Annotated in this window: 11 protein-coding genes and 1 pseudogene; 8 read left to right on the top strand and 4 right to left on the bottom strand. The window is 70.3% G+C overall.

The window, feature by feature from the left end; translation table 11 throughout:
* Positions 1-136: 136 nt before the first annotated feature.
* On the bottom strand, positions 137-3,787 hold the full coding sequence (locus ACZ5Y0_RS36415) for a S8 family serine peptidase (RefSeq protein WP_469132916.1): 3,651 nt from the start codon (positions 3,785-3,787) through the stop codon (positions 137-139).
* A 1,230-nt stretch (positions 3,788-5,017) separates the two neighbouring features.
* On the opposite strand from ACZ5Y0_RS36415, the gene ACZ5Y0_RS36410 reads away from it, so the two are divergent.
* From ACZ5Y0_RS36410 to ACZ5Y0_RS36400, 3 genes are all read left to right on the top strand, one after another.
* Positions 5,018-8,014: an ATP-binding protein gene (locus ACZ5Y0_RS36410; RefSeq protein WP_469132915.1), complete on the top strand. Its 2,997-nt coding sequence runs from the start codon at positions 5,018-5,020 to the stop codon at positions 8,012-8,014.
* Positions 8,015-8,379: 365 nt separating this feature from the next.
* Complete coding sequence (locus tag ACZ5Y0_RS36405) at positions 8,380-12,021, top strand: S8 family peptidase (RefSeq protein ID WP_469132914.1); 3,642 nt, start codon at positions 8,380-8,382, stop codon at positions 12,019-12,021.
* Positions 12,021-12,665: a hypothetical protein gene (locus ACZ5Y0_RS36400; RefSeq protein ID WP_469132913.1), complete on the top strand. Its 645-nt coding sequence runs from the start codon at positions 12,021-12,023 to the stop codon at positions 12,663-12,665. Before ACZ5Y0_RS36405 ends, ACZ5Y0_RS36400 begins: the two co-directional genes overlap by 1 nt.
* Positions 12,666-12,941: 276 nt before the next feature.
* On the opposite strand, the gene ACZ5Y0_RS36395 is transcribed toward ACZ5Y0_RS36400, so the two are convergent.
* On the bottom strand, positions 12,942-13,760 hold the full coding sequence (locus tag ACZ5Y0_RS36395; RefSeq protein ID WP_469132912.1) for an enoyl-CoA hydratase/isomerase family protein: 819 nt from the start codon (positions 13,758-13,760) through the stop codon (positions 12,942-12,944).
* 288 nt (positions 13,761-14,048) lie between these two features.
* On the opposite strand from ACZ5Y0_RS36395, the gene ACZ5Y0_RS36390 reads away from it, so the two are divergent.
* Positions 14,049-14,510 (top strand): winged helix-turn-helix transcriptional regulator, encoded by a 462-nt coding sequence (locus tag ACZ5Y0_RS36390; RefSeq protein WP_469132911.1) that lies wholly within the window; start codon positions 14,049-14,051, stop codon positions 14,508-14,510.
* A gap of 192 nt (positions 14,511-14,702) precedes the next feature.
* Here the strand turns inward: ACZ5Y0_RS36390 and ACZ5Y0_RS36385 are convergent, their stop codons facing one another.
* Together ACZ5Y0_RS36385 and ACZ5Y0_RS36380 are read right to left on the bottom strand one after the other, a co-directional pair.
* Positions 14,703-15,083, bottom strand: a complete 381-nt coding sequence (locus tag ACZ5Y0_RS36385; RefSeq protein WP_469132910.1) for an SsgA family sporulation/cell division regulator — start codon at positions 15,081-15,083, stop codon at positions 14,703-14,705.
* A gap of 951 nt (positions 15,084-16,034) precedes the next feature.
* A complete protein-coding gene (locus ACZ5Y0_RS36380) occupies positions 16,035-16,619 on the bottom strand; it encodes a TetR/AcrR family transcriptional regulator (protein WP_469132909.1) in 585 nt (194 codons plus the stop codon).
* A gap of 177 nt (positions 16,620-16,796) precedes the next feature.
* On the opposite strand from ACZ5Y0_RS36380, the gene ACZ5Y0_RS36375 reads away from it, so the two are divergent.
* The 4 genes and pseudogenes from ACZ5Y0_RS36375 to ACZ5Y0_RS36360 form a co-directional block, all read left to right on the top strand.
* On the top strand, positions 16,797-17,426 hold the full coding sequence (locus ACZ5Y0_RS36375; RefSeq protein WP_469132908.1) for a cysteine hydrolase family protein: 630 nt from the start codon (positions 16,797-16,799) through the stop codon (positions 17,424-17,426).
* Positions 17,423-19,000 carry an aldehyde dehydrogenase (NADP(+)) gene (locus ACZ5Y0_RS36370; RefSeq protein WP_469132907.1) on the top strand — a complete coding sequence of 526 codons (1,578 nt, stop codon included), beginning with the start codon at positions 17,423-17,425 and terminating at the stop codon, positions 18,998-19,000. Before ACZ5Y0_RS36375 ends, ACZ5Y0_RS36370 begins: the two co-directional genes overlap by 4 nt.
* Positions 19,001-19,063: 63 nt before the next feature.
* Positions 19,064-19,549, top strand: coding sequence for a lipocalin-like domain-containing protein (locus tag ACZ5Y0_RS36365; protein WP_469132906.1), 486 nt, complete (start codon positions 19,064-19,066; stop codon positions 19,547-19,549).
* 472 nt (positions 19,550-20,021) lie between these two features.
* Positions 20,022-20,110: pseudogene (locus ACZ5Y0_RS36360) on the top strand (NADPH-dependent FMN reductase); the annotation flags it as partial.

The raw sequence follows: 20,110 nt of genomic DNA, 5'->3' as shown, positions 1-20,110 counted from the left end.
GGGGGGGGGGGGGGGGGGGGGGGGGGGGGGGGGGGGGGGGGGGGGGGGGGGGGTTCTCCCCTCCCCCCCCCCCCCCCCCCCCCCCCCCCCCCCCCCCCCGACGCCTCAGCGCCTCCGTCCGCGACGCGGACAGCGGCTACTCATGCGTTCCCGGGTGGAGATAGGCGCGCCGGACGGTCTGCCGGACCCGGTTGCCGGAGGCGTCGGTCGCGGTGATCCGCAGCGTGACATAGGCGTCCTGGTGCACATGGGCCGGCCGCTCGACGGCGGCGGTGAACTGGTTGTCGTGACCGCGCGGCGTGGTACGCGCCGTATGCCAGGTGGCGCCGTCGTCGTACGACGTCTCGGCCGTCACCGAGACCCCGACCGGAGCGGACATGCCGTTCTGGGTGCGGACGGACAGCCCGACCTTGTGCGTGCGGGACCGGCCCACCGCGTTCAGCGCGTCGACCGGTACGTCGTAGTCGACCTGGAGCAGCGGCAGCAGTGTCGGGCGGGGCGTCGTGTCGGAGCGCAACGTCCAGGACGTGTGCGTGCTGGTGCCGAACCGCCATTGGTCCGCGGTACGCCCGGTCGACAGGTCGAGCCGGAAGGTGGCACTGCCCGCCGGGATCCTGAAGTCGCCCCACGCGCCGTTGTCGGACGTGGCGACCAGAGTGCCGTTCCGGTACAGCTGCGCCGTGTTGAGGTCCTTGACGCTGCCGAAGCCCCCGGCCTCGGCGAACGACCAGTGGCCGGCACCCGAGTCGTTGAACTCCGGGACGTAGATCGACATGGTGTCGCCGTCGCGTACCGACGGCAGGTGCTCCCCTTCGGGAATGGAGGGACGGACCACCGATCCGAACCACCGCTCCGTGGTGTGCTGGTGGGGCCGGTAGGTGTGCGGGTCGTCGTGCATGCCACTCTCGAGTACCTGGTCGCCGGCTTCGACGACCCGGTACTGGACGGCGTGCTGCCACTGAGTGCCGACGTCGGCGCTCACGTACTCGGTCCGCTCACCGCCCGTGGGTACGAGACGGTTCGACTGGTTCCACGCGGTGTCCTGGTAGGGCCGCCAGGCGAAGCGCTGTTCGCTGGCCCACTCGGAGGTGCCGGTGCGGTGGTAGGTGGCACGCACCTCCGCCGTGTTCCGCTCGGAGACGGTGTGAACTGGATTCTTCGGAATGGCGTCCCGGACGGCCATCACGTCGTACAGATACGGACTGCGCACAGTACCGCTGAACGACACCGTTCGCGTGCCGGTCGCCATGCCCTTCAGCAGGGCGGCCCCGTCGGTCGAGGAACTGCGGACGAAGGGCAGGGCCATGCGGTCGCCGGTCGGCCACCAGTCGGTCCAGACGGGAAACCGTTCGGGCAGCACCAGCAGCACGCCCTTCGCCCCGGCGGATCTCGCCGCACGGGCGAGCGCGTAACTGTCGTAGCCGTCGGAGCCGTCGTCACGCAGAACGGCCAGCCTCCCCCGCGCGGCGCGGAAGTCGGGGGCCTGGGCAGTGCCGGCGGCCACCGCCGTCAACCGCGCACCGCGGTCCCCGAAGACCGGGGAGAACTTCTCGTAGTACGGCCGGAACGCCGCCGACTCGCCGGAGGTCCTGGCCTCCAGTTGCGGAGCGCGCAGCTGCACGCGCAGGGTGTATTCGAACTCGCCGTCGGTCACGGGATTGGTCGAGTTCGTGTACATCCGGTCGCCGCCGTACACCGTGGTGGTCTGGAACAGCTTCTTGCCGTCGATCTGACGGTAGTAGGTGGGGCTCATGATGCCGTAGCGCTCGGCCGGACGCGGGGTGCGTACCTTGACTTCGCGGGCCTCGGCCGCGTTCAGCGTGACCGTGGTGTCCTCGGTGACCTTCACCTCGGGCGCGATGACGTTGCCCGTCTCGGCGTAACCGTCGGCGGCGTAGTCGGTGAACGAGCCGCTGACGTAGTACGTCCCCTCCTCCACCATCGCCACTCCGGCATCGCGGTCCGTGTAGTCCGCGAAGCCGTCCGCACCGAAGATGGTGCCGAGCCAGCCCGGCTCGATGCGGCCCTGACGGTTGCGGTAGACGACCTTCAGCTTGTGCTGGGGAGCGTGCACCACGAGGGAGACGGTGGTGTGAACGGCCACCGTGCCGTCGGCGGCCACGGCGGTGAGGTATCCGTAGTACTTGCCTCGCGCGGCGCCCGCCGCGGAGTCCGTGCGCAGCGGTACCTCGGACGTGGCACCGGGCGCGATCTCGACGGTGCGGACTCCGACGCCCACCACCCCGTCGGCGAGCACGCGTCCGGAGTCGGTGGCCATCTTGAGGGAGAGCGACAAGGTGACGGGGCGGTCACCGGTGTTGGTGTAGCGGACGGTGGTCTGCCGCTGTCCCCGGGATCCGCCGGTGGTCAGCGGGTCGAGCGTGACGGAACCGGTGGCGGTGACCGGACCCATGGCCGCGGCCAGGTCGACGCGTCCGCCGCCCTGCTCGGTCACCCCCGTGCCGGGTACCGTGCGGGCGGTGCTGGTCAGGGTGTCCTTGAGCCGGCCGGCGCTCCAGTCCGGATGTTGCTGGGCCAGCAGTGCGGCGGCCCCGGCCACATGTGGGGTGGCCATGGACGTCCCGGACATCTCCGTGTAGTCGCCGTCGACCGGAGTACCCAGGGTGGTACCCGCCGCGCGGGCGGCGACGATGCCGACGCCGGGCGCGGTCACGTCGGGCTTGACCGCGCCGTCGCCGAGGCGGGGCCCGCGGCTGGAGAAGGACGCGAGGGAGTCGTCGCGGTCGACGGCGCCCACGGTCAGGGCGGCGTCCGCCACTCCCGGTGAGTTCAGTGTGGTCTGGCCCGGGCCCGAGTTGCCGGCCGCGACGACGAACAGAGTGCCGCTCGACGCGGTCAGGGAGTTGAGGGCCTGGCTCAAGGGGTCGGTGCCGTCGGACTGTTCGGTTGATCCGAGACTCATGTTGACGACCTTGGCGTGTTCGCCGACCGCCCACTCCATACCGTCGATGATGCCCGACTCCGAGCCGTAGCCGTCGTCGCCCAGCACCTTCCCGATCAGCAGGCCCGCCTTGGGCGCCACGCCCCGCCGGGTGCCGCCGGACGCGGCACCCGTTCCGCCCACGACGGCAGCCACGTGTGTGCCGTGCCCGAAGTGATCCTCGACGTTTCCGCTGTTGGAGAAGTCTTCCGCTGCCGCGATCCGGCCGGACAGATCGGGGTGGCGGACGTCAACACCGGTGTCCAGCACGGCCACCTTGACACCCTCACCCTCGTAACCGGCTTTCCAGGCGGCGGGAGCGTTGATCTGTGCCGTGCTGCGGTCGAGCAGCGCCTTCACCTTGCCGTCCAACGCTATCCGCGGGGTGCTCGCGGCCCGTGAGGCGTCCGGGTTACCGCCGGGGGCGAGTGTCTTCCAGAACGTGCCCAGGTCCTTGTCGGCCACCAGCAGGGAGCGGGCGTCGATGCTCTTCAGGTCGCGGGACGGTGCGCCGGATCTGTTCAGCACCATCAGCCGGTCGGCGGTCTCGGCGGCGGCTTTCGCCTCCCGCGGGCCGACCCTGGCCCCCTCACGTGACGGCTTCGGCGTCGGAAAGACGATCAGTGGCAACGCCGAGCCGCGGGCCTCGTCGTATCCGTCGGCGATCAGTGCCGACACGTTGAACAGCCGTCGGTCCAGGGTGCCGGCGAGGACGAGGGACTGGGCGTCGAACGGCACGACGTTGAGGGCCTTGTCGTCCGCCTCCGACGTCTGGAAGGACATGTGCTCGCGCCCGGGTCCGGGCTGTACCGACACGGTGCGGCGCCCTCCGGGCAGCGACGTCACGGTCACACGGTCACCAGTGATCAGCCGTACGGTCGCGGAACGGGGCCGGGGTGCACCGTCGGCCCGAGCCGCGGTACTTCCAGCGGCATCCGCTGTTCTCGCCGCGAACGCGGCGGGCGTGGCTCCGGCGACCAGAGCCAGTCCCGTTGTTATCGCCGCCATCATGCGAGATCTCAGCATTCCTCGGAACACCTTTCATGCACAGCATGCGCAAACATGTAAAACCGCCAAAGGATTTGACTAATTACTTACTTACCTCGTCAAGTTGTCCGAGAATGTATCCCACTCGAAAAGGTGTCTCAACATCCGACTATCTGACGAGCCGTCACCACAGCTCCGTAGTCGGGTGGTTGCGTCGACCTCTGGGGGACTAACACCCAAAAGATGCGCATTTTCCAGCCGGGAGCAGACGTCTCGCCTTTAGCGGGGGACGAGGAACGCCGGCGGACGGGCGGACGCGCGATGCCGGACCACGGACCTTTCGTGTCATCAGTCCCACCTGGACTCGACGCTTTTGGGGGAATCCGCCCCCTACCGGTTGCCGTGCCGGTACGGCCTCTACCGGTTGCCGTGGTGGTACGACCCACCGTCGGCATCCCTCGCGTGGGCGGCACCACCCGGCCGCCCAACAGGCACGGCAGCCAGACCCGCAGATGCGGCGCACGGGGCACAGGGCACTACGGCCGGGCAGGCAGGTACGGCGCGCGGGCATCGGCGGGAACCCGAGGCGGAGGAGCGTGAGTTCGACTTCGACGAGCCAACGGTCGACCACCCCACCGAGGCGCACGTATATGCCGCCTCCGTACGGATCGCGAACCAGTACGTCTCGCCGGGCTCGGGCCGGTTGCGCCCGGCCGGCAACCAGCATCCGAGCACCAGACACGTGCCGGACTGCTGGAATACTGGCCACATGTGTGCGAGGGTCAAACCCCTTCGGCCCCGGCGAGAAACGCCCCGGACCTCGCCGACTGTCCTCCCCGAGGCCGCATCGCCCCTCCGCAGGAAGCGGGTCCGGGGCTCGAAGGCGGTCATCCGGTGTTCTTGCCCGCCCACCGGCGGCTGGCCCTGCCCACCATCCGCGGCGGTTGGTCATGCCCGTCCCTCACGGCGGGTGACGTGGATCCCGCGGACCCACACGGGGCGGCTCGACATGTGCCGTGACGAGAGTCGACATGTGCCGTGATGAGCAGAGACATGTGACGTGACGAGAATCGACCTAGGGGACAAACGTTGGCCGCACGGTCCGACACCACCACCGACCCGTTTCCAGCACTCGCCACGCCGAGATTCGTGGGCCGGGACCGTGAGGTCGCCCTGCTCGGAGAAGCGCTGGCCCGGCCGGCCGTGCTCCTGATCGAGGGCGAGGCGGGCATCGGCAAGTCCCGGCTGCTGCGGGAATTCCTCGCCTCCCAGGCCGCCCTCGGACGTCGCGCCCTGACCGGCGCCTGTCCGCACCTGCGGGTCCCCCACGCGCTCGGTGTGGTCGTGGACGCATTGCGCGACGGCGTCGACAGCGTGTCCGCACTGCGGCTCAGTGACCTGGGCGGAGCGCTCCGCCCGCTACTGCCGGAGTGGTCGGCCGAACTGCCCCCGGGACCGGCACCCCTGGAAGACGCGACGGCCGCCAGGCACCGCCTGTTCCGTGCTCTCGCCGAGGTGCTCGGGCGGCTCGACGTGGCGCTGCTGGCACTCGAGGACGTGCACTGGGCGGACGAGACGACGTTGGAGTTCCTGCTCTTCCTCGTCTCCCGCCGACCCCAGCCGGTGAGCCTGGTGGTGACGTACCGGCGGGATGAGACGCCGTCCGGTTCCCTGTTGCCGCGGCTCTCCTCCCGATTGCCCGCCGATGCCCGGCTGGTCCGCCTCACCCTCGATCCGCTGAGCGTCGGGGACACCGCCGCGCTCGTGTCCTCCATGCTGGCCGGGCACGACGTGTCCGCAGAGTTCGCGTCCTCTCTTCACGCGCGGACGGAAGGGGTACCCCTCGCGGTGGAGGAATCGGTGCGGATGCTGCACGACCGGGGTGACCTGCCGCACAGTGGCGGGGCGTGGGCGCGGCGCCTGCTGGACGACATCGGCGTGCCGCCCACCGTCCGGGACGCCGTACTCGAACGCTTCGGGCACCTCGACCCCGACACCCGGACGGTTCTGTACGCCGTCGCCGTGCTCGCGGATCCCGCCGACTGCCGGACCGTGACCGCGGTGACCGGCTTGCCCGAGGACCGGGCGGTGGCGCGGGTCTCCGACGCGCTGAGGTGCGGCCTGCTGCGTGAGGACCGTCGCGGACAACTGGCGTTCCGCCACTCCCTCGCGCGCCAGGCGGTGTACGAGGCCATCCCCTCCCCAGAGCGCCGTCTCATGCATCTGCGGGCCGGCCGGGTGCTGGAGGGGACGGACCCGCCCCCCGTCATGCAGCTCGCGCGGCACTTCCGGCTCGCGGGCGATGTCGAGGCGTCGAGCCGGTTCACCGAACTCGCGGCCGACCTCTGCGCGCGGACCGGGGACGTGACAACGGCGGCACTGCTGCTGCACAACCTGGTCACCACTGCGGCACTGCCGGTGGAGACGCTGGTACGGCTGCTGATGAGGGTCCAGTTCCAGTCGCTGCCCGGTTCCGACCCGTACTCGGAGATCATCGACTGCCTGGGAACAGCGCTGCGGACCCCGTCCCTGACATCGCGGCAGGAAGCTCTGATCCGCTTCCAGATGGGGCGGGTGCTGATGGCGGCGGGAAACCTGGACGCCGGACGTCTCGAGCTGGCACGGGCGATTCCCGCACTCCCGCCCGACTCGCTGGAAGCGGCACGTGCCCGCATCCTGCTCGCCATTCCGCTCGGCAACGCGCAACCCGCGTCGGAGCACCTGAAATGGCTGAGCAGGGCACCCGTGATCGAGCCGGCCGTCTCCCACCACGAGCGGCTGCGCCTGTCACTCCAGCGCGCTTCCGCCCTGTTGCTGCTCGGTGAGGAGGCGGGCTGGGCCGAGGCTGGGCGGGTGCCCGAGGAGGCGGCCGACGCCGAGGAGGCCGCGATCGCGGCCATCGGTCACGCCAACGTCGGCGAGGCGGCGATGTGGTGGGGTCGCGCCGACGAGGCGCGGAGACGGCTGGCCACGGCTCAGGCCCTGGCGGAGCGGCACGAACTCCTCGACTACCTCGTGAGCATCTCCTCCAGCTGGGCGCATCTCGATTGGTTCACCGGCGCCTGGGCGGGTCTCGCCGACCGGGCGGGCCGTCTCGTCGACGACGACAACCGTGTGCGGCTGAAGGACCGTTGTGAGGCGGCTCTGGTCGCGGGCCTGCTCAGGGCGGCCGAGGGAGACCGGGAAGGAGCCGAGGGACTGCTGCTGTTCGCCGCTCGCGACGACCAGCAGCGCATCGAGGCCTCGGCCGCGCTGGCTCAGTTGTGTCTGCGCGACGGCGACGTCGACGAGGCTCTTCGTCACACCGCGGAACCGGTCGACATCACGGTCGGCAAGGGAATCTGGCCGCGGGCCACCGAAGTCGTCCCGGTGCGGGTCACCGCCCTGGTGGCTGCCGACCGGGTCGGTGACGCCGTCGACCTGACGGCCGCCTTCGGGCGAGCTTTGGGGGACGCGGACGCTCCGGCGCCACAGGCGTCGCTCGTCCTGTGCCGCGCGACCCTGGCCGAGGCGGACGACCGGCTCGAAGACGCTGCGACACTGTTCGCCCAGGCTGCGGTGGCCTGGCAGGCGCTGCCGCGCCCGTACGACGCCCTGCTCGCCCGGGAGCGCGGCGCACGCTGTCTGCTCGCCACCGGCCGGCAGGAAGCGGCGCTGCGGGAACTGTCCGATGTCGCCACGGCGATGGCGGGCCTCGGGGCCCGTCATGACGCCGACCGGGTCCGCCGGACCCTGGACGAGCGAGGCCGGATCTCCCGCGGAGCCCGAGTCCGCGGACGCCCCGGCTACGGTGACCGGCTCTCCCCCCGCGAGCTGGATGTGGCTCGTCTGTTGGCCGGGGGCCTCACCAACCGACAGATCGCCGACGTCCTGGTGGTGTCGGCGCAGACCGTGGCCAGCCACGTCAGATCGGCCATGCGCAAGATGCGCGTCGCTTCCCGTACCGCGCTCGCGATCAGTCTCCTCGAGTCGGGCGTCGTCGGGGAACGGGCGGCGGCCTCGGACGGACGACGAACAAATGGGGCAGCGTCGCGGGAGACGAAGAAAAGCGGGATTTCGGGCGATGGATTTGAATCCCCCATTTGACCAATCGAGCCGGGACCGCACTCGCCGCACACTTCTCTCCATGCCGTCCACAGAACCGCCCGCCCCCGAGGCCTCGGCCGACTCGGACGAGTCGGCCCGCCGCACCGAGGACGAGACGGCATCCGTGGCGCGCCCCGCTGCGTCCGCCGGCCCTGCCGTCGCCCCGTGCGTGGGTGGCGGTCCCGGTGATGCGGTCACTGGCCCCGTGCCGATCTGACGTGTCATCAGCGATATTCACCGGTGGTGCGCGAGGCACCGCCCCGTTCGACCCGTCCCCACGGGTCCCGGGCGTAGAAGGGGCTGCCCGGCGCCGTTGCGCCGCCCCTCCCCCGGCCCTCTTGGTAGACCCCACAAGAAAGCGACAGATGATCCCCAGAAGGAAGAAACGTCTCGGAAGACGGATCGGCAACCTGACCGTCGGCCTGACGGTCATCGGCATGGTCGTGTCCGCCACGGTGGCGGAGGCCGCCGTCCCGCCCGGGCAGACGCAGCCCACCGGCGCCGCTCCGTCGAGGCCCACGGCCGGCACCGCCGCTGCACCGGGTCCCGCCACGTCCGGCAGGGTCGTCCCGGTGACCCTGGTCACGGGTGACACGGTGCACGTCACCGTCGCCGCAGACGGGAAGCCGGAGGTCCGCGACATCGACAGCGCGCCTCGCCCCGGCGGGTCCCCGGTCGTCTTCCACACCGTCACCCGCGCGGGAGCGAGATACGTCGTACCGAACGACGCCCTCCCCCTGATCGACGAAGGGCTGCTCGACTGGGGGCTGTTCGACCTCGCCAAGCTGACTGCCCTGGTGATGAAGGGCAAGGTCGGCGAAGTGCCGGTCCTCGTCACCTACGCCGACGAGGGCGCCGGCCACAAGGCGCGGAAGGTCGCCGGAACGACCGGCGGCAAGGCTCTCCCGAGCATCAACGGCCGCTCGATGTCGATCGCGGACGGCACCACCTGGTGGCAGGGGGTACGCGGCAAGAACGAAGCCGGCTCCGTCGCCCGCTCCACGGGTTCGCTGACAGGTGTGCAGAAGGTCTGGCTCAACGGACTGGCGAAGGTCAGCCTCGACACGTCCGTGCCCCAGATCGGCGCACCTGTCGCCTGGCAGCGCGGGTACGACGGCACCGGCGTGTCCGTGGCGGTGCTGGACACCGGCATCGACCCCGGCCACCCGGACGTGGCCGGGAAGGTACTCGAGCAGGTCGACTTCACCGGAAACCGCGACGGCGCCCGTGACGGGCACGGTCACGGCACCCACGTGGCTTCCACCATCCTCGGTACCGGAGCCGCTTCCAAGGGGCTCCGCAAGGGTGTCGCGCCCGGCGCGGGCCTGCGGGTCGGCAAGGTCTGCGACGACAGCGGCGAGTGTCCCGACGACGCGATCATCGCGGGTATGGAGTGGGCTGCTCACTCCGGGGCGAAGGTGGTCAACCTCAGTCTCGGTGGCGGCCCCACCGACGGGACCGACCCCGTGAGCCAGTCCCTCAACCGGCTCAGCCGTGACACGGGCACCCTGTTCGTGGTCGCGGCGGGCAACAGCGGCCCGCACAACGGCACGGTCGAGACTCCCGGTTCCGCAGACGAGGCCCTCACCGTGGCGGCGGTCGACAAGCAGGACGGCATGGCCAAGTTCTCCAGCCGTGGACCGCGGGTCGGGGACGGCGCTGCCAAGCCGGACATCGCGGCTCCCGGTGTCGACATCGTCGCCGCGCGCGCCGCCGGTACGGCCATGGGCGTGACCGTGGACGACTTCTACACCACTGCCAGCGGAACCTCGATGGCCACACCGCACATGGCGGGCGCCTCGGCCGTCATCGCCCAGCAGCACCCCGAGCTGACCGGCCGGGACATCAAGGCCCTGCTGATGAGCACCGCCACCGATGTGGGGCACGACGTCAACGCACAGGGCGTCGGCCGGGTCGATCTCGGAGCGGCCACCGACCCGAGCATCACCTCGAAGGGGAGCCTGGGCTTCGGCCGGCTCACCTTTCCGCACTCGGCGCTGACCAAGAAGGTCACCTACACGAATCACACCGACAGCGCTGTCGAGGTGAACCTCACGGCGTCACTCTCCATCGCGGGGAAGCCCGCGCCAGAGGGCCTGCTCACCCTCGAGACGGACCAGGTCGAGGTGCCCGCCCGCGGATCGGTCGACGTGTCCGCGACGCTCGACGGCCGGGTTCTCGGCGCGGACGGGACCTACGGCAACTACACCGGGCTGCTGACCGCCCGGGACTCCTCCGGCGCGGTGCGGCTGACCACACCGGTCGGCGCGTTCCTCGAGCCCGAGAAGCTCCCGTTGACGGTCAAGGTCGTCCCGCCGGTGGGCGCCACCGATGTCGTCTACGGCTCCGCCGCCTTCATACAGGTCGACGGCGCTCTCGACGACGGCGAGGTGTTCACCCACGGGGAGGAATCGTTCACCCTCCCGCTCTTCGCCGGTACGTACTCGGGAACCGTCCCGGTCAGCTGGCGGGACGCGGCCGGCGAACAACAGCAGGCCGAACCGCTCGTGGCGGAGGTGAACCTCACCAAGGCGACCACACTCACCCTGGACCTGCGCAAGCTCAAGCCCCTGCGGGCGGAGTTCCCGGTACCCACCGAGAACTACGACTCGTACAGCCGTACCCGGCGGGTCTCCGCCGACGGCACACGCGAGTTGAACACGATGCCGTCGAGCCGGATCGGCAGTGAAGCGAGCTGGTGGACTCTGCCGACCGCGAAGGTCCGTGTGGGAACCCTCACTCAGAACACGGAGAGCGTGCGGACGACTCCGATCGTCTCCCTGCGGGTCGCGGGGGGAGGCGCCTCCTTTCCTCTGGGAGCCCGCTACCTGACCCCGGACGCCTCTCTCGTGGCCTCTCAGATGTGGCTGAACAACGGAAAGGCGGGGTTCCGCGATCTGTCCGTGCCGCTTGCCCGTCTGCCGATCAAGGGAGACGTAGGGGTGGTGTATGCGGGCACCGGTTCGGCCGACGAGCTCGCCGGCATCAGTGCCAGGGGCAAGCTGGTGTTGATGACACCGTCCGACATCTGCGGGACCACGTGTGAGTTCCCGAAGCTGCGTGACGAACGGGTGGCAGCGGCTGCCGCCGCCGGGGCCGTCGGCGTGCTGGTGTCGGCACCGGAACTCACCACGGTGGGTGGCGCCCCAGGATCCGTTCTCTGCCCGGACGGGCCGCTGAGTTGCCCGGAACCCGGACCGTACGCCGCACTGCCCGTCGTGAAGGTGCCCTACGCCGACGCCGAACACCTGATCAAGCGGATCAGGACGGCCGGCTCCCACGTCAAGATCGTTCTTGGCGGGAGCGCGACTCCGAGGGCGTACGCCGCCCGGTTCTTCTCCGACGGTCTGATCCCGTCCGACCTGCCGCACCGGGTGAAGGGGGACGACCTTGCAAGGGTCGACCACCACTTCCACGCCGACCGGCCCGGGGAGGTCACCAAGATGTACTGGTGGCAGCGGTCCGCGTCCGCTCCTGAGGCGGCCGGCGTCGCCTTGCCCCGCACGGCTACCCAGAGGATCTTGACGACGTACGTCAACCGGCGGGAGGAGTCCGTCGACCAGTTCCAGGCCGCCTGGGCGGACCATGGCGACAGCCCCCTGCTGACGCAGGCGCGTGGGGGGAATCAGGAACGGGTCCTCACCAGGAGCAACGAACTCCACTGGAACGAGGGGCCGACCCTGCCAGGGGCGGCCACGCAGGTTCGGACGAGATCCGGGTTCACCGTCCCCACCGGAGCACCGTGTTCGGGGTGCCGTCAGGGCAACACCTTCTACCCGACCTTCCAACTGACCGACAGTGGGGGCTCGCGCCAGGCCCTGGTCGGCTTCGACAGCAACGAGGGGCTCGTGGAGACGCTGTTCTCGGTCCCGGGCTGCGGTCCCACGCCCTCGACCACGCTCCCCACGTTCACTTCGATCTGCGATTTCAGGCTGCGCGACCAGAACGGTGACGACGTGGAACGCCGTACCGAACGAATCGAACTCGACGCCGTGGAAATCCGCTGATGCCGGCTCACTCTGCCAAGGAGACCAACACGATGCACACGAGTCTGCCCATGGCACGGCGCCGCAGGTCCCTTCTCACGACGTGCTTGGCGGCAGCGGCGCTCGCCCTGTCCGGTTGCGCCGCTTCCGGAGACCTCGTCTCCTACGAGCTGCCGGAGAAGTCGGCCCGGTACTCCTTCGAGGCGGAGACCGACGGAGTCAGGACGGTGTGGCAGTACACCTCGGCGGCGGTCACCGAGCAGGACGCGCCGAAGGAGAACCCGTGTGTGGGCGAGGCTGTCGACCGCAACACGCAGGCGTGCAGGCCGGAACCGTTGATCTTCCTGCGGTACGACCTCGGTCTGGCCCTGGACAACACCGCCAAGGCAGGAGAGACCCATCGGATCGAGGTCACCGGCTACTACCAGGAGCGCCTCACCGCCCCACCGAAGGTGACCTCGCTGCGGGTCGATGCCAGTTTCGACGGTGGCCGGAACTGGCACCCGGCCCCCACCGAAGCAGTCGGGGCGAACACCTTCACCGCCATGGTCACCCACCCGAAGCGGGACAAGGCCGAGGAGGGGGTGACGCTGCGGGTCAGAGCGACTGACAGCGGGGGCAACACCGTCGCGCAGACGCTTCCCAAGGCGTACGAGCTGCGCTGACGAGCCACCTCCGCACCTGGAGGGCTCATCCGACCGGCCCCGGGCGGGGGCGGGGCCGACGCCTCGCCCCCGCCGTCGTCCGTCTTCCGGACGACGGCGGTGACGGGAGTGGGAGGGATCCGGTCGGTGTGCGCCCGGGGCTCGCGCTACGGCTGTTTCGGCTCGACCGCATCCTCGGCCTGTTCTCGCACGGGGCGTCACCGTCTCGTGCGGGCCCCCGCGTGCCGCACGCCTGCGGTGCATACGATGGCGTGCCCCGCTGAAGTCCTCACCCGTTCACTCCGCCAGGCGACGGCCGAGGTCGAGTTCCACACCGTCGGGCCGCTGGAGACCGCGGTCGAACAGGGAACGGACGCGGTCGGCGTTCTCCGGACGGCCGGACGTCTGGAAGAAGGCCTGGAGACTCGCGCCGTAGGACTGGTCCGTGGGAAGGGATTCCACATCCACCAGGGCCTTGGTCCGGGTGACGGCCGTCTTGTCGAAACCGGCGACGCGGCGGGCGAAGCCGTCGACGAACCGCTCCAGTTCGTTCTCCGGCACGACACGGTTGACGTAGCCGTACTCCGCCGCGAGGTCGGCGGGAAAGTCGTCGGCGCCGAGCAGGATCTCCAGTGCGCGCCCACGGCCCACGAGGTGGGGAAGCCGTCCGGTGGGGTTGCCGCCAGGAACTGATCCGACGCCCACCTCGAACTGGCCGAGAATGGCGCCAGGTCCGGCGAAGCGGATGTCCGTCGCGAGGACGAACTCACTGCCGGCACCGCGGGCGCGTCCGTTGATCTCACTGATCGTGACAGCGGGGACCTTACCGAGGCGGTACAGGTTGTCCGCGAAGGGATGCAGACCCGAGGGGGCCGGCTTCATGGCAGCGACACGGGACCGGTCGGACAGCATGTCCCAGTGCGCCATGAAGAAGTCCGGGTTGGCACTGCGGAAGACGACAGCGGTCAGTTCCGGTGCCTCTTCGATGCGAGTGACCAGCTGGGCGAGCTGCTCGATGGTGTCGGGGTCGATCAGATTGATCTCTCCGTTGGAGAAGGTCACCCTCCAGTACGACGAGCTGACCTCTTCGACGGCGAACTGCTCGTTGGCGCTCATGAGTACTCCTTGTGATGGTCACGGTGCGGTGGTTGCGGTAGGGGGTCCAGGCGAAGCTGCCTCGCGGAGGGGAGAAGCGACCGACGGTGCCGAACAAGCGGTCGGCGCTCCGTGCGCACCGCCGAGGCGCGGACGGCCGACCGACCTCGACGTCCGCCCCTCCTGGGCGGCGTCGCGGCGGCACCCGGACGGTCGGCCCCGACATGTGTCGCTGCGCGGCCGACCTGAAACCTGTTTTCCAATCTAGCACCTGGATGGGAAAAAGCGTCTCAGCGGTAGGCTGGCACCATGCCGAAGCGAAGCCAGGGACCTGCCACAAGTGACACACGCTGTTCCATCGGCCGCGCGCTGGACATGATCGGCGACCGGTGGAGCCTGCTGATATTGCGCGAGGCACTCAACGGAGCGACCCGCTACTCCGAGTTCAGGGACCGGCTGCCCGTGGCGAGCGACGTGCTCACGCAGCGACTCAGAGTCCTGGTGGAGGGCGGGGTGCTGGACAAACAGCCCTACCGCGACGCCGGAGCCCGGTCACGCATGGCCTACCATCTGACACCCGCCGGTCGTGAACTCGTGGTCGTCTTCGGCGCCCTGCAACAGTGGGGCGACCAGCACTGCCCCCACCCCGACGGCCCGCTGGTCCGCCGGACCAGCAGGACGAACGGCACCCCCGTGCGAGTGGCCTTCGTCAGCGCGGACGGCCACGAGACGCCACTGGGTGACGTCGACCTCGGTACACCGGTGAGGTGACCTCCGCCGGGCCCACGCCTTCCGCAGCCGCAGGGAGGGCACTCCCGTCGGACGACCCCCACGACCGCGTCGGCGACACTCCTGCGGCGCGCCCGGCAAGGCTCCACGCGACTGAGCGCTCCTCGGTTCCCGACCTCCGGGGCGCCACGTGGACGCCGCTCACGGCTGGAGCTTGCCGACCCGGCCGGCACTTCAGCACGTTCCGCCCTCCGGCCGATCCGCGCTCACCCATGCGGTGAGGGATTCATCCAGACGGAGCCTGCCGCTCTCCGCTCCGGCCGCCACCTCGCGCAGAGTCCGGTCGACGAAGTCACGGAGCGGCCGGGCCGGCAGGGCCAGGACAGTGGTCCCGTCGGGCGAGCTGATCCGTATGCGCACGGCGCCTCCGCCGGCTTCCAGGTGATGCGCTCTGCGGGGGGCGGGCCAGATCTGCACGTCCCCGAGGCCGGCCGGCCTCCGCAGCCCGTCCGTCAGCAGATCGCGCGCGAAGACCCACTCCACCGGCGGTGCCGAACCCGTGTGCACCACCATGCGCACGCTGTAGGGCTCGTCGGCGAGGTAGTGGAAGGTCATCGTCACAGGCAGGGAGACCGGGCCGTCCAGCAGAACTGCCGCTTCACACCGGCAGGTCACGTTCGCGTCGGGTGAGGAGGACGGTCCTGCCCCGGAGGGAATCGGATGGTTCATCGCGCGCTCGTTCGCTTCCGTTCGGCGCCAGGGGCGCGGCCACATGACGATCGCCCCACGACCTCGTCACGGGGACCGTCGGGCGATCTCGACCACGACAACAAGATGACCGGTCTACTCATTCCGTCGGCCGCACCGTTCCGAGAGGCGCGCCTCAGGGCTCGGGAACGGGCCAGGTCTCACCGGGCTCGTCTGGGCCTGACCGGACGGTGGCTCGACGACTCGCGGTCCAGTGCCTCCACGATCAGCAGGCCGCGCCGTGCTCCGGATCGGGGATCCTCGTCCGCGGTCACCGCCGACGACGGGATGGGCCTGTCGCAGCCCCGCGCATCCAGAGGGAGCCGGTCCGCGATACCCCTGGGGCCGGTCCGCGAAAGTCCGGAGCCGGTGCGCGACAGCCCGGGGCCGGGCGCCCCCCGCTCCCGGCGCGGACGAGTGCATGGGTCACGCTGGGGGAAGCCGCGGCTTCCCCCAGCGTCCTGCATGTCGCGCAGCCCCCGGAGCCGGGCCGATCGGGCACGAACCCGCGGGCCGCCTCGACCCCACGCGGATCTCGGTTCCACGCGTTCCACCGCCACCCCGACCAGCGCTGCCATCACGCGGGGAAATGTCCACTCCTCCGGCGGGAACCGGCGGGGTCGGGAGACGGACAGTGAGAAGACGGACAGTGGGAAGACGGCGACGACCCGGCCGCGGTGGCGGCCCGCGAAGGGAAGACCGTCCGCCCGTCTTCGGCGAGGTGGCATCCAGGCCTGCTTCCGGCAACGTCGGCGCACGTGTCACCGAGGGCCGCCGGCCGCTCGGCGGTGATGTGGCCGCCCGACGCCAGGGCGCCCGTCAGACGGACGCGGAGCGAGAGCTGTGGCGCGTCAACCGGTCGGTCACCGTTTCCAGCAACTCGTCGGAGAAGTCCTTGTCGGCCACGGCCCGGGACATGAGGACGGCCCCGACCAGCGCACTGAGTGTGAGTACGGCATCGGCCTGGGAGTCCTCGGTGTCGTCGTCCAGGCCGGCGATCAGGTCCAGGTAGGTGCGGACCTGGTTCTCGTACGCCTCCTTGAAGCGCTGGTCTCCGCGCCCGGCAGCGGCACCGAGTGTGACCAGCGCGCATCCGGTGGCCGGTCCGTCCCGGTGCTGCTTCGCGAGGTAGGCATCGATGAGCCCCGCGCGCGCGTCCTGATCGTTCTTGTGGGCGGACCGCTCCATCTTCGCCGTTCCCTCCGCCAGCGCGAAGGCGGCGGCCTGGGCGATCAGGTCGTCACGCGAATCGAAGTGTTTGTAGAAACCGCCGTGAGTCAGGCCGGCCTCGCGCATCAGCTCGGCCACCCCCGGGCGGCTGACACCGTCGGTCCGGATCTTGCGCGACGCGATCCTCAGGACGCGTTCCCGGGTCGCCGCCTTGTCCGCCTGCGAGTGGCCCATGACAACCCTGCCTTTCGTGGGACGGAGCCGTGCGGGACAACACACGACTGGATGACGGTCATCATACAGCTATGTCCGTGATGGCGGGATTGCCCCAACCCCGCCTTGACTTTCAGGATGATCGACGTAATCTACCCTTCATCAAGATGATGCTCATCATCCAGATCGGAGCGAACCATGACCCAGTCCTACGACCCACGTCGCACAGCCGTGCTACTGGTTGACCCGTTCAACGACTTCCTGTCCGAGGGCGGAAAGATCTGGCCGCGGCTGGAGCCGATGGCGAAGGAAGTGGGATTGCTCGATCACATGCGCTCCGTGGTGGCCACCGCCCGCGACGCCGGAGCGCCCGTGGTGTTCGTCCCCCACCGCCGCTGGGAGCAGGGCGACTACGAGACCTGGGAGCACCCCAACCCCACCCAGCTCGGCATCATGGAACGGCACAGTTTCGCCCGCGGGACCTGGGGCGGGGAGTTCCACCCGGACTTCCAGCCGCGGCCCGGCGAGGTCGTCGTCGCCGAGCACTGGGCGCAGAGCGGTTTCGCCAACACGGACCTGGACTTCCAGCTCAAGCAGCACGGCGTCACGCATGTCGTGCTCATCGGCCTGCTCGCCAACACGTGCATCGAGTCCACCGGCCGCTTCGCCATGGAACTCGGCTACCACGTGACCCTCGTGCGGGACGCCACCGCCGCGTTCCTGCCCGAGATGATCCACGCCGCGCACGAGCTGAACGGGCCCACCTACGCCCACGCCATCACCACCACCGACGAACTCATCGACGCATTCGAGGGAGCACGCTCATGACACTCACCGGAGAACTGCTCATAGGCGGACGCCGCGTGCCCGCCACCGCGGGATCGATGAGGGCGTTCAACCCGGCCACGGGAACGCTGATCGAGCCGGAGTTCGCCTTCGGCGGCCCCGCCGAGGTCGACCGCGCCCTGCGCCTGGCCGACGACGCCTTCGACAGCTACAGCCACACGGGGCTCGCCGAGCGGGCCGCCTTCCTCGACCTGATCGCGGACAAGCTCGAAGCGGTCAAGGACGAGCTCGCCGCCCGGACCTCCCTGGAAACCGGCCTGCCCGCCGCACAGTTCGAGGGCGAGACCGTCCGTACGGCGGCGGTGTTCCGCAAGTTCGCGACCGTCGTCCGCCAGGGGCGCTTCCTCCAGACGACCATCGACCCCGCGCAGCCGGACCGTGTGCCCACGCCCCGTCTGGACCACCGCCTCCAGAAGGTGGCCCTCGGCCCTGTGGCGATCTTCGGCGCCAGCAACTTCCCGATCTCCTACTCGGTCGCGGGCGGTGACACCGCCTCCGCCCTGGCCGCCGGCTGTCCCGTCGTCCTCAAGGCGCACAACGCACACCCCGGCGCCTCCGAGATCCAGGGGCGCGTCATCCAGGAAGCCGTCGCGGAGGCCGGACTGCACCCGGGCGTGTTCTCCCTGGTGCGCGGCCCAGGCAACGAGATCGGCGAAGCCCTCGTCGACCATCCCCTGGTCAGGGCGGTCACCTTCACCGGCTCGGAGGCCGGCGGCATGGCGCTCTACCGCCGGGCCCAGCAACGCCCCGACCCCATTCCGGTGTTCACCGAGATGACCAGCGTCAACCCGACCTTCGTCCTGCCCGCCGCCCTCGCCGCCCGCGGCGCCGAGATCGGCACCGGACTGGTGCAGCGAGGCATGTACAACGTCGGCCAGGCCTGCCTCAAGCCCGCCGTCCTCCTCGCCGTCGAGGGGCCCGGTTACGCCGAACTGCGCGACGCGGCCGTCGCCGAGGTGGAGAAGTGGGCCGCACGCCCCATGCTCACCCCCGGCATCCACGACGCCTACGCCCGCAACGCCCAGCGCCACCAGGACAACGGCGCCACCCTGCTCGGCCAGGGAGCCGCCCCGGCCGGCGAGGCGGACGGCCAGGCCCTCCTGCTCGAGGTCACAGGACAGCAGCTGCTCGCCGAACCCACCCTGCGCGAGGAGGTCTTCGGCCCCACGCTCCTGCTGGTCAAGCTGACCAGCGCGGAGGAACTGCTCGAGGCGGCCCGCGCCTTCCGCGGACAGCTCTCGGCCACGCTGCACGCCGAGGCCGCCGACCGCACCACCGCCGAGCAGCTCCTGCCGGTCCTGGAGCGGCGCACCGGACGGATCGTGTTCAACGCCTTCTCGATCCCCCAGGAGGTTTCCTACGCTTCCACCCACGGCGGTCCGTTCCCCGCCACCTCCGACAGCCGCTTCACCTCCGTCGGCATGGGCGCCATCGAGCGGTTCCTGCGTCCGGTGACGTACCAGAACTTCCCCGACGACCTGCTGCCGCAGCCCCTCCGCGAGACCAACCCGCTCAACCTCTGGCGGCTGGTCGACGGAGAACTCACACAGCGTTGAGCCATCTCCACGGCCCCGTCCGCCGGGCGGGGCCGACCGTCCTCGACAGAAGGGAGCACTCCCGTGCCCGTGAACGACCCGGCCGCGGAGGGCAACGAACCCGACGTACGCGACGAGGTCCGCAGGCGGCTGCTCGGTGCCTGGCAACTCGTCTCCTACACCGCCGGCAGCCCCGACGGGGAGGTCATCCACCCCTTCGGACCCACCCCGTACGGACTGATCGTCTACACCGCCGAGGGATACATGTCCGCCCAGCTGGGACGCGGGGACCGGCGCCCTCTGAGCACGCCGCGACTGGAGGAGGCGGCGACCGACGACCTGGCCCGGGCGGCGGCCGGATACGTCGCCTACGGCGGACCGTTCGAGGTGGTCGGTCCCCGCACCGTGGAGCACCACGTCACCACCAGCCTCTTCCCGAACTGGGTCGGCCGGACCCAGGTACGGACGGTGGAGTTCGCCGGCTCGTTCCTGCGCCTCGGCGTCAGCACTCCCACCCGGCTCTGGGGGGCGGACCGTACGGCCGAACTCACCTGGAACAGGCTGGCATGACCCGGTCGTCGATCCCATCCGCACGCGGAAGGCCGCGTGCCCGGTCACAGGTCCCTCCGACGCACGCCGGTACCGGTCCGTCGGGCCGTAGGTGAGAACGCCGGCACGCGGACCGGTCACACGGACCGCGTGCCGTCACCCGAGAGCGGTCGGCCACGGCCCGTGCCCCCAGAGGGACCGCGGCCGCGCTCCACGGCCGCTCGCGGGCACGAGAGGGCGGATCGGGCAATTGACGTGAATTGCCCGGCCGAAGCTCATCCAGGACGAGAAGCCCGGCACCGATCACCGGTCCCCGCGCCCTTCACACCGCTCAGCTCACGGCGCGGCACACCCCTGACCGGCTCCCGCGCCACCCCCGCGCCCCGAGTTCCCACGCCCTCGAGTTACTTGACTCAGCAACTTGTATGTTAAGTTACTTGTAGAAGCAATTACCTCGGGGCGGCTGCGCGCTGCCCTTACGAAAGGTTTTGGTATGACCAAGATCGGTATCATCCTGGGCAGCACCCGTCCCGGCCGTAACGGCGAGGCCGTGGCCCGCTGGGTGCTGGACGTCGCCTCGAA

The sequence above is a fragment of the Streptomyces sp. NPDC033216 genome (assembly GCF_055577115.1).
The sequence above is the reverse complement of the archived record's forward strand: the minus strand, read 5'-3'. Positions and strand labels throughout refer to the sequence as shown.

Excerpts from the sequence above, each read along its gene's own strand:
- ACZ5Y0_RS36400 (WP_469132913.1), top strand. The coding sequence starts at position 12,021 with ATGCCGGCTCACTCTGCCAAGGAGACCAACACGATGCACACGAGTCTG.
- ACZ5Y0_RS36395 (WP_469132912.1), bottom strand. The coding sequence starts at position 13,760 with ATGAGCGCCAACGAGCAGTTCGCCGTCGAAGAGGTCAGCTCGTCGTAC.
- ACZ5Y0_RS36375 (WP_469132908.1), top strand. The coding sequence starts at position 16,797 with ATGACCCAGTCCTACGACCCACGTCGCACAGCCGTGCTACTGGTTGAC.
- ACZ5Y0_RS36385 (WP_469132910.1), bottom strand. The coding sequence starts at position 15,083 with ATGACCTTCCACTACCTCGCCGACGAGCCCTACAGCGTGCGCATGGTG.
- ACZ5Y0_RS36370 (WP_469132907.1), top strand. The coding sequence starts at position 17,423 with ATGACACTCACCGGAGAACTGCTCATAGGCGGACGCCGCGTGCCCGCC.
- ACZ5Y0_RS36390 (WP_469132911.1), top strand. The coding sequence starts at position 14,049 with ATGCCGAAGCGAAGCCAGGGACCTGCCACAAGTGACACACGCTGTTCC.
- ACZ5Y0_RS36380 (WP_469132909.1), bottom strand. The coding sequence starts at position 16,619 with ATGGGCCACTCGCAGGCGGACAAGGCGGCGACCCGGGAACGCGTCCTG.
- ACZ5Y0_RS36405 (WP_469132914.1), top strand. The coding sequence starts at position 8,380 with ATGATCCCCAGAAGGAAGAAACGTCTCGGAAGACGGATCGGCAACCTG.